The following is a 10,409-nucleotide window of genomic DNA, read 5'->3' as shown; positions in this document are numbered from 1 at the left end:
CACCCGTTCCCATACCGAACACGGAAGTTAAGCTCTTTAGCGCCGATGGTAGTTGGGGGCTTCCCCCTGTGAGAGTAGGACGTCGCTAGGCAATGTAAACAGTCAGCTGAGTGCTGACTGTTTGTTTTTTTATAAAAAACCTTAATAATTTATCAATAATTCAGCAAAACTTGCCTAAAATAAGACAGAGCTTAACTATTATCTATTCTAAATGTAGAAGAAATTAAAAAAGCCTATATTTTACTTAGTGGAAAAAGGGCGAAAAGACTATCAGAGTTACCACATCGAAAAATCTGAATTGTCTTTCTTTTATAAGTTTCTTGACAGTAGCTTAGCACGTTGTTAATCTTACAATTAATATTCTTTTAACTATAGGAGGACGTTACGAAATGTGGGAAACTAAATTTGCCAAAGAAGGTTTAACTTTTGATGATGTATTATTAGTACCAGCGCATTCAGAAGTATTACCGAAAGATGTTGATTTATCAGTTCAACTAACACCGAAGATTAAATTAAATATTCCAATGATCAGCGCAGGCATGGATACAGTTACAGAGTCTAAAATGGCAATTGCTATGGCACGTCAAGGTGGTATCGGTATTATCCATAAGAACATGTCGATTGATGAGCAAGCTGAGCAAGTAGAAAAAGTAAAACGTTCTGAAAATGGTGTTATTACTAACCCATTCTTCTTAACTCCGACTCACCAAGTTTTCGATGCTGAGCATTTAATGGGTAAATACCGAATTTCTGGTGTACCAATTGTTGATAGTATGGAAAACCAAAAGCTAGTAGGGATCATTACAAACCGCGACTTACGTTTCATTTCCGACTATTCTTTAAAAATTGAAGAAGTTATGACAAAAGAAGATTTAATTACAGCTCCTGTTGGAACGACTCTAGAGGATGCTGAAAAGATTCTTCAACAATATAAAATCGAAAAGTTACCAATTGTAGACGAAGAAGGTAAATTAACTGGCTTAATTACAATTAAGGATATTGAGAAGGTAATTGAGTTCCCTAACGCTGCTAAAGACATACATGGTCGTTTATTAGTAGGGGCAGCAGTTGGTGTTTCAAAAGATACGATGATACGTATTGAAAAGCTGGTTGAAGCACAAGTAGACATCGTAGTAATCGATACAGCTCACGGTCATTCTGAGGGTGTATTACAAACAATTCGCTCTATCCGTGAATCTTATCCAGAGCTTGAAATTATCGCTGGTAACGTGGCAACTGCTGAAGGTGCACGTTCATTATTTGAAGCTGGAGCAGATGTAGTAAAAGTTGGTATTGGCCCAGGATCTATTTGTACTACTCGTGTCGTAGCAGGTGTTGGTGTACCACAAATTACAGCTGTTTACGATTGTGCGACAGTAGCGCGTGAGCTTGGTAAAGCAATTATTGCTGATGGAGGCATTAAATACTCAGGAGACATCGTTAAAGCTCTAGCAGCTGGTGGTAACGTTGTAATGCTTGGTTCACTTCTTGCAGGTACTTCTGAATCTCCTGGTGAAACTGAAATCTTCCAAGGTCGTCGCTTTAAAGTTTACCGTGGTATGGGTTCAATTGGAGCTATGGAAAAAGGTTCAAAAGATCGATACTTCCAAGAGGATGCGAAAAAATTAGTACCAGAGGGTATTGAAGGTCGCCTTCCATACAAAGGACCACTAGCAGATACAATTTATCAACTAATCGGTGGTATTCGTGCAGGTATGGGCTATTGCGGTTCAGCTAACCTTGAGTACTTACGTGAAAATGCTCAATTTATTCGTATGACAGGTGCAGGTCTACGTGAATCACATCCACATGATGTACAAATCACAAAAGAATCACCAAACTATTCGATGTAATATATTACTAGCAACTTTTATGCTCTCGAATCGTCTACAAAGATGACACGAGAGCATTTTTTTATGATAGAGAGTGCGCACGGACATTACTATATATGATAAAATGTCGAGGACAAGAATATTTTTTGGAGGGCTTTAAAGGTGAAAAAGACAATGAACACTGTTATACGCTTACTCCTAATTCCTGTTTTGTTATTTAGTGTTTTAGCAGGTATTCCAGCGAAGGCAAATGCAGAAACAGATTTAGGACTACACGTGGATGCTGCAATTTTAATTGACGCAGATTCAGGAAAAATTTTATATGAACAAAATGCAGATACTTCACTAGGTATTGCGAGTATGACAAAAATGATGACTGAATACCTGTTATTGGACGCAATTAAAGCAGGTACAGTTAAGTGGGATCAGGAATATCATGTAACTGATTATACGTATAAAATGTCTCAAGATCGTGCGTTAAGTAATGTACCATTGCGTAGAGATGGATCTTACACAATTCGTGAATTATATGAGGCAATGGCAATTTACTCTGCAAATGCTGCAACAGTTGCTATAGCAGAAACAATTGCAGGTACTGAAACTGAGTTTTTAAAACTAATGAATAAAAAAGCAGAAGAGCTTGGTCTTAAAGACTATAAATTCGTAAACTCTTCTGGTCTTAACAATGCAAATCTATTTGGTATGCATCCAGCAGGTACTGGACCAAATGATGAAAACGTAATGCCTGCTAAATCTATAGCTAAATTAGCATATCATTTACTAAAAGATCATCCTGATGTATTAAAAACGTCTAAAATTGCAAAAAAGACGTTCCGTGAAGGTACAAAAGATGCAATTAACATGGAAAACTGGAACTTTATGTTGCCAGGATTGGTGTTCCAATATGAAGGCGTTGACGGTTTAAAGACAGGAACAACAGAGTTTGCTGGTCATTGCTTCACAGGTACCGCTGAACGCAACGGTACACGTTTAATTGCTGTTGTTATGAAGGCTGTTGATGCAAATGGACAAGGTTCATATAAAGCTCGTTTTGATGCAACTGCAAAATTATTTAATTATGGTTTCTCACAATTCTCAAAACAAGAAATTATTCCAGCGAACTATAAGTTTAAAGATCAAGAAACAGTAAAAGTTACGAAAGGTAAAGAAAACAAAGTAGCGATTGCTGTTAAAGAACCAGTTTCATTTATGGTTAAGTCATCTGAGAAAGATTTATATAAACCTAAACTAGTTTTAGATAAAAAGAGTCTTGAAGCAGAGGTTAAGAAGGATACAGTTGTCGGGAAGTTAGTTATTGAACGCTCAGAGGGCACAGATTACGGTTTTATTGACGGTAAGGACCTTAAAGCCGATGTTGTTACAACAGAGACTGTGGAGCGCGCTAGCGGTATCTCATTATTCTTCCAAGGTGTTGGTAGCTTCTTCGGAAACTTATGGAGTGGCATTACTGACTTTGTTGGTGGCTTATTTTAACTTATTTCAGTAGAAGTCTCCACCTCTATAGACGGAGATGAATGCGGGTTTAAGTTACTTTCCAGCGGCTGTCCAAACATCTTCTGAAATAAGTTAAAGCCTCCGGCCGATTCCAGACACAATTATGCCGAGGCATAATTGATAATAATTAATAAAAGGAACACGTAGATGTTTTTAAAACATCTACGTGTTCCTTTTTCACATTTTTACGCTTTACTGCATACGCTATTAGGCGAAAGGATGTGGCTAAATGTGTGGTATTACAGGATGGGCTAGCTTTCAAAAGGATTTAAGAACAACTAATGACATTCTAAAGTTAATGACGCAAACGTTAAATAAACGAGGGCCAGATGATGAAAATATTTGGTGTAGTGAGCATATTGCATTTGGTCATCGTCGGCTAGCCGTCATAGATTTAATCGGTGGGAAGCAACCGATGAAAAAAGTACACGATGGTGCAAACTATGTCATTACATATAATGGCGAGCTATATAATACAGAAGAACTAAGAAAAGAGCTGCAAAAGAGAGGGCATCTTTTTACAACACATTCAGATACGGAAGTATTATTAACTGCTTATATTGAATGGAAAGAGCAGTGTGTTGATTTTTTAAATGGAATTTTCGCTTTTGGTGTATGGGATGAACAATCACAATCTCTGTTTTTATGCCGAGACAGATTAGGTGTAAAGCCTTTATTTTACACAGAACAACAAGACGGCTTACTTTTTGCATCCGAAGTGAAAGCATTATTAGCTCATCCATTGATTAAAACAACCGTTAATACGGAAGGGCTAGCAAATATTATGGCTGTAGGACCGTCTAGAACGCCCGGAAAGTCACCTTTTCAGAATATTAATGAGTTACGTCCAGGATATGCAATGCGTTTTTCTAGAGAGGGTATACGCGTTTGGCAGTATTGGCAGTTACAGAGTAAACATCATGAAGAGTCATTAGAGGAGACAATCGATCATGTCCGTTTTTTACTAACGGATGCTATTGAACGACAGCTTGTTTCAGACGTACCAATCTGTACATTACTTTCAGGAGGATTAGATTCCAGTATTATTACGGGAATTGCTGCAACCATGTTTCAGCAACAAAATAAAGGCAAACTTCATACGTACTCTATAGACTACGAGGATAATGAACGTTTTTTTAATCCACATGCTTTTCAAACATCCACGGACACGTATTGGATTCAAAAAATGACAGATACCTTTAGTACAACACACCATGCTGAAGAAATTTCTCAGCAGCAATTAATCGATTGCTTAGTAGAATCTGTCATCGTTAGAGATTCACCAGGAATGGCAGATGTTGACTCATCGTTATTATGGTTTTGTCGAGAAATTAAAAAGGATTTTACCGTTGCGCTATCAGGTGAATGTGCAGATGAAATTTTCGGTGGTTATCCATGGTTTACAGAAACGACTACAGGTTTTCCATGGATTCGTTCATTGTCTGAAAGATCAACAATGTTACAAGAGCGATGGCGTAAGAAATTAAAAGTTGAATCATATGCGCAACAGGCTTTTTCGGAGACAATTGCTGAAGTACCATATCTTGATGGGGAGAGTATTGAGGAAGTAAGGCAACGAGAAATGTTTTATTTGAATATGGTATGGTTTATGCAAACATTGCTGGAACGAAAAGACCGTATGAGCATGGGGGCGAGTCTTGAAGTCCGTGTGCCGTTTGCAGATCATCGTCTTGTAGAATATACGTGGAATATTCCTTGGGAAATGAAAAATTTAAACGGTATGGAAAAGGGTTTACTTCGTAAAGCAATGCAGCATTTATTGCCAGAAGAAGTTTTATATCGGAAAAAGAACCCGTATCCTAAAACGTATCATCCAGTTTATACAGCGGGCGTTCAAAAATGGCTCAAAGGCATAATGGAGGACAAAAATTCAATTCTTCATGAATTATTTGAACGACAGAAACTAATAGAGCTCATTGAATCGGGTGGCAGTTCTTTCAAAGTTCCTTGGTATGGACAATTAATGGCAGGTCCACAGCTTTTAGCTTATCTGGGTCAAATTCATACATGGTTTGAGCTTTATAATATTCAGCTAATAGAATCATAATATCAAAGAAAAACCAGTCAACCTTTTAACGTGAGGTTGATTGGTTTTTTTTCTGTATATCCCAACAGTTCATTAGCTTTTCGATAGAAGGTTCAATTTCATGTACAGGTATGCCTCCAAAGCCTAGTAAAAATTGAGCTTTTAAGGGTGAAGAGTGATCCAAGCGATAATCAGAGAGTGGATAGATTCTGATCTCCGCATTGGAAGCAAACTGCTGTAATTGCTTTTCAGACAAAGTATGTTGTACATCGAGTAAAATATGCATGCCTGCTTGCTCACCAGTAATGTTAATTTGATTAGAATAGTTTTCTAAAATAGAAGTAAGTTTTTCATGCTTTTTTCGATATATCTTTCTCATTCGATTTAAATGCTTAGCAAAATGGCCGTCACGCATAAAATTAGCTACAATATGTTGATCGAAACGAGGTACTGTCGATGAGTAGTAATTAAATACGTCATTATAAGCGGCAAGTAATTTTGGTGGAAGTACAAAATAAGCGACGCGTAAGGACGGCATTAATGATTTTGTAAATGTACTCATATAAATTACTTTATCATTTCGATCTAATGCATGAAGTGCAGGAATTGGTTTTCCAGTATAACGAAATTCAGAATCATAATCATCTTCAATAATGTATCGAGAGGAGCTTTGTGAGGCCCAATTTAAAGCCTGTGCACGTCTTGTCGCCGATAATACTGCTCCTGTAGGGAATTGGTGAGATGGCGTGATATAAACAACGTCAGCGCTAGTTTTTTCGAGCTCATGAATGATAATTCCTTCATCATCGACTGCAATTGGATAAACCTTTCGCTTATGTTGGGAAAACATACGATGCACAGCTGGATATCCAGGGTTTTCAAGGGCAAAACAAGTATTGTCACTAAAGAGGCGCAAAATCATTGGTAGAAGCTGTTCTGTTCCTGAACCGATGACAATTTGCTCAGGACTACATACAACCCCGCGTGATTGAAATAAATAATTAGCAATCTCTGTTCGCAAAGATAGTTCTCCCTGAGGCTCACCTGTTAATAATAATTCCTTTGAGGCATCATCAAAGAGCTCTTTCGCATATTTTCGCCATGTCTGAAAAGGGAAGGCATCAATATCGATCGAACCAGGATTAAAATCTATCTTGTACGATTTTTTCTTAGGTTGTTCGTTTAAGGAAGTTATTGTATCCTGCTGAATATACGGAAGCTCGTCAATTTCCTCTACAAAATAACCGACACGGGATTTAGACATAATATACCCTTCAGCAAGTAGCTGTGCATAGGCAATTTCAATTGTTGTTTGTGAAATATTCAAAAAATCGGCTAATTTTCTTTTTGATGGTAATTTTTCTCCTACTGCTATTTTATTTGTAATAATAGCTTCTTTAATGCCGCGATAAAGCTGATCGTAGAGCGGTTTTTCACCATTTTTTTCTAGTTGGAATAATAGCATGTCCATGTGCATTAATTCTCCTGACCTTACGATTATTTTATAAACTGGATATTTTTATATGGTCAATTTCAATTATACTAAATTTCATCATAAAGGTGGAGGTTAGAAATCATGAAACAAACAGGTACAGAATTAGTTAAGCGCGGGATGGCGGAAATGCAAAAGGGTGGCGTCATTATGGATGTTATTAATGCAGAACAGGCGAAAATTGCGGAAGCGGCAGGAGCTGTAGCTGTTATGGCATTAGAGCGAGTACCATCAGACATTCGCAAGGCGGGTGGTGTTGCACGTATGGCTGATCCTCGTATTGTCGAGGAGGTATTGGGGGCAGTATCCATTCCTGTAATGGCTAAAGCACGTATTGGACATATTGTAGAAGCAAGAGTGTTAGAAGCAATGGGTGTCGATTATATTGATGAAAGTGAAGTATTAACGCCAGCAGATGAAGAGTTTCATTTATTAAAAAGCGATTACACAGTGCCCTTTGTTTGTGGGTGTCGCGATTTAGGCGAAGCTGCTCGACGCATTGGTGAGGGAGCTTCTATGCTACGAACTAAAGGGGAACCAGGGACAGGTAATATTGTTGAGGCAGTTCGTCATATGCGTAAAGTGAATGCGCAAGTACGTAAGGTAGTTGGTATGACAGAGGATGAATTAATGACCGAGGCTAAATTGCTCGGTGCTCCTTTTGAATTATTAAGAGAAATTAAGCGTCTTGGCCGTTTACCAGTAGTGAATTTCGCAGCAGGTGGGGTTGCTACTCCAGCTGATGCAGCATTAATGATGGAGCTTGGAGCAGACGGTGTATTTGTTGGTTCTGGTATTTTTAAATCAGAGAACCCAGAGAAATTTGCTCGTGCAATTGTTGAGGCTACTACGCATTATAAGGACTACAAGTTAATTGCTGAAATTTCAAAAGAGCTAGGTGTTCCGATGAAAGGCATCGATATTGCACAGCTTGGTCAAAATGAGCGTATGCAAGAGCGAGGTTGGTAAAAAATGAAGCGAATCGGTGTTTTAGCATTACAGGGAGCGGTAAGAGAGCATGTGCAAATGTTAGAGTCTCTTGGATGCGAAACGGTCTTAGTAAAACAAAGTGCTGATTTAGAGAAGCTTGATGGACTTGTTTTGCCTGGTGGAGAAAGTACAACGATGCGGAAATTGCTGAATCGCTATGAGCTATTGGAGCCAATTCGCGCACTTGCAAAGCACGGTTTACCGATGTTTGGAACATGTGCAGGATTGATTTTATTAGCAAAGGAATTAGTGGATTATGAATCACATTTAGCAGTAATGGATGTGGTAGTTGCACGGAATTCTTATGGACGTCAGGTAGATAGCTTTGAAGTGAAGCTCGACATACCGGAAATAGGTGCTGCTATTCCGGCAGTCTTTATACGTGCGCCACATATTGTTTCCATAGGTGAAGGTGTTGAAATATTAGCGGAGCATGAAGGCAAGATCGTGTTAGCAAAGGACGGCCATTTCTTAGGATGTTCCTTCCATCCAGAATTAACGTCAGATGCACGAATTCTTGAATATTTTGTATCTTCTATGGTATGACTTGCAAATTTTCACTTCATATAGTACAGTATGGATAAAATTTAAATAACTGAACACGATGATGGGAAGTAGTAGCAAGCACGTTTTTTTTAGAGAGTCAGCGGGTGGTGGAAGCTGATAAAAGCACTTGTGAATCCGTCCTGGAGTTGCGCAGTCGAAGTTAATGAAGTAGGCTGTCGCCGGCTGAAATGCCGTTATGAAATAAGTGGATTAGACAAAGTACAATGTGTCTAATCAATTAGGGTGGCAACGCGGGTAGCTCTCGTCCCTTTTGGGGATGAGGGCTTTTTTGTGTTTTTACTAACTATTTTCCCATCATTAAGAATCTACTGGAGGTATGACGATGTTAGATATTAAACGCGTGCGCGATAATTTCGCGGAAATTAAAGAAATGCTATTAACACGTAATGAGGATTTAGGAAACTTAGACGATTTTGAGCAATTAGATGCAAAGCGTCGTGAATTAATTGCAAAAACAGAAGAGCTTAAAGCTGAGCGCAATAAAGTATCTGAGCAAATTTCTATTATGAAGCGTAACAAAGAAAATGCGGATGAAGTTATTGCACGTATGCGTCAAGTTGGCGATGAAATTAAAGAGCTAGATGTTCAATTAAATGATGTAGAAGAACGCTTTAACGATATGATGATGCGTTTACCAAACGTTCCACATGAATCTGTACCAGTTGGCACAACAGAGGACGATAATGTGGAAGAATATACTTGGGGTGAGATACCAACATTTGATTTTGACATTAAAGCACACTGGGATATCGCTACAGACTTACAAATTGTTGACTTTGAACGTGGTGCAAAAGTGACTGGTAGTCGTTTCTTATTCTATCGTGGTCTTGGCGCTCGTTTAGAACGTGCTTTAATGACGTTTATGATGGACTTACATGCAGAAGAGCATGGTTATGAAGAAATGTTACCACCTGTAATTGTCAATCGTGATAGCTTAACAGGGACAGGACAACTACCTAAATTTGAAGAAGATGTCTTTAAGTTAGATGACACAGATTATTTCATGATTCCAACAGCAGAAGTACCTGTGACAAACTTCTATCGTGATGAAATTTTACCAGCTGAAGCATTACCACATGGCTTTGCAGCATATAGTGCATGCTTCCGTTCAGAAGCAGGTTCTGCGGGACGCGATACACGTGGTTTAATTCGCCAACATCAATTCAACAAAGTAGAATTAGTACGCTTTGTTAAACCAGAAGAATCTTATGAACAGCTAGAACTATTAACAGGTCATGCAGAAAAAGTACTACAATTATTAGGGTTACCATACCGCAAACTAAAAATGTGTACAGCTGATTTAGGCTTTACTGCTGCGAAAAAGTACGATTTAGAAGTTTGGATTCCAGCTCAAAATATGTACCGCGAAATCTCTTCATGCTCTAACTTTGAAGATTTCCAAGCACGTCGAGCAAATATTCGCTTCCGTCGTGAGCCAAATGCAAAACCAGAGTATGTACACACATTAAACGGCTCAGGTCTTGCAATCGGCCGTACAGTAGCAGCAATCCTAGAAAATTATCAGCAAGCTGACGGAAGCGTAGTAATTCCTGAAGTATTAAGACCATATATGGGCGGAAAAGAAGTAATCGCTCCAAAGTAAGCCGAGTCGAAAACAAAGCGGCTAAAAGAAAAAACTACTGTTGAAAATATCTAATCTCTACAGTAGTTTTTCTTTTTTTAAAAAGTAGGTTAGCGAGGTCGAACTCGATGTTTCACAGAGAAGTTATGTTCGTTAGAAAGCAAGTAAATAACGCCCTCTATAAAGCCTATAAGGGCCGGAATATATGTCCAGAAGAAGATGAGGTACAATATACCTTGTCCAATTTTCCCTAAGTAAAATTTATGGATTCCGATTCCACCTAAAAAGATAGCTAGTACCCCTGCGACTGTTTTATTTTTTATAGGCCAAGAAGGATCGATGCCGTCAAACATAGGAGCTGAATATTGGGGCTGTGTTTGATAT

The 10,409-nt window shown here is 38.5% G+C and carries 8 protein-coding genes, 1 rRNA gene and 1 other annotated feature; of the genes, 7 read left to right on the top strand and 2 right to left on the bottom strand.

Annotated elements, in window-relative coordinates:
• The 4 genes from rrf to asnB all read left to right on the top strand — a co-directional run.
• Positions 1–91: ribosomal RNA gene (rrf, locus tag ACIPKN_RS25880) — 5S ribosomal RNA — on the top strand; the annotation flags it as partial.
• Positions 92–389: 298 nt separating this feature from the next.
• Positions 390–1,853: an IMP dehydrogenase gene (gene guaB / locus ACIPKN_RS25875; RefSeq protein ID WP_142510978.1), complete on the top strand. Its 1,464-nt coding sequence runs from the start codon at positions 390–392 to the stop codon at positions 1,851–1,853.
• A 141-nt stretch (positions 1,854–1,994) separates the two neighbouring features.
• The gene (locus ACIPKN_RS25870; protein ID WP_400941698.1) at positions 1,995–3,326 is read left to right on the top strand and encodes a D-alanyl-D-alanine carboxypeptidase family protein; all 1,332 of its coding nucleotides are present in this window, start codon (positions 1,995–1,997) and stop codon (positions 3,324–3,326) included.
• 250 nt (positions 3,327–3,576) lie between these two features.
• Positions 3,577–5,415 carry an asparagine synthase (glutamine-hydrolyzing) gene (gene asnB, locus ACIPKN_RS25865; protein ID WP_400941695.1) on the top strand — a complete coding sequence of 613 codons (1,839 nt, stop codon included), beginning with the start codon at positions 3,577–3,579 and terminating at the stop codon, positions 5,413–5,415.
• A 25-nt stretch (positions 5,416–5,440) separates the two neighbouring features.
• On the opposite strand, the gene pdxR is transcribed toward asnB, so the two are convergent.
• Entirely contained in the window at positions 5,441–6,865 is a 1,425-nt protein-coding gene (pdxR, locus tag ACIPKN_RS25860; RefSeq protein WP_400941693.1) for a MocR-like pyridoxine biosynthesis transcription factor PdxR, read from the bottom strand.
• Positions 6,866–6,970: 105 nt separating this feature from the next.
• Between pdxR and pdxS the strand changes: the two genes are divergently transcribed.
• The 3 genes from pdxS (at position 6,971) to serS (ending at position 10,046) form a co-directional block, all read left to right on the top strand.
• The gene (gene pdxS, locus ACIPKN_RS25855; RefSeq protein ID WP_400941690.1) at positions 6,971–7,855 is read left to right on the top strand and encodes a pyridoxal 5'-phosphate synthase lyase subunit PdxS; all 885 of its coding nucleotides are present in this window, start codon (positions 6,971–6,973) and stop codon (positions 7,853–7,855) included.
• A gap of 3 nt (positions 7,856–7,858) precedes the next feature.
• Positions 7,859–8,422 carry a pyridoxal 5'-phosphate synthase glutaminase subunit PdxT gene (gene pdxT, locus ACIPKN_RS25850; RefSeq protein WP_400941688.1) on the top strand — a complete coding sequence of 188 codons (564 nt, stop codon included), beginning with the start codon at positions 7,859–7,861 and terminating at the stop codon, positions 8,420–8,422.
• Positions 8,423–8,471: 49 nt separating this feature from the next.
• Positions 8,472–8,695, top strand: a binding site (T-box leader).
• Positions 8,696–8,765: 70 nt separating this feature from the next.
• Positions 8,766–10,046 (top strand): serine--tRNA ligase, encoded by a 1,281-nt coding sequence (serS, locus tag ACIPKN_RS25845; RefSeq protein ID WP_400941686.1) that lies wholly within the window; start codon positions 8,766–8,768, stop codon positions 10,044–10,046.
• Positions 10,047–10,135: 89 nt separating this feature from the next.
• Here the strand turns inward: serS and ACIPKN_RS25840 are convergent, their stop codons facing one another.
• Positions 10,136–10,378 carry a TM2 domain-containing protein gene (locus tag ACIPKN_RS25840; RefSeq protein ID WP_255505312.1) on the bottom strand — a complete coding sequence of 81 codons (243 nt, stop codon included), beginning with the start codon at positions 10,376–10,378 and terminating at the stop codon, positions 10,136–10,138.
• Positions 10,379–10,409 lie beyond the last annotated feature (31 nt).

Source organism: Lysinibacillus sp. NPDC086135 (assembly GCF_044746345.1).
GTDB lineage: Bacteria > Bacillota > Bacilli > Bacillales_A > Planococcaceae > Lysinibacillus.
This window is presented reverse-complemented; position numbering and strand designations above follow the sequence as displayed.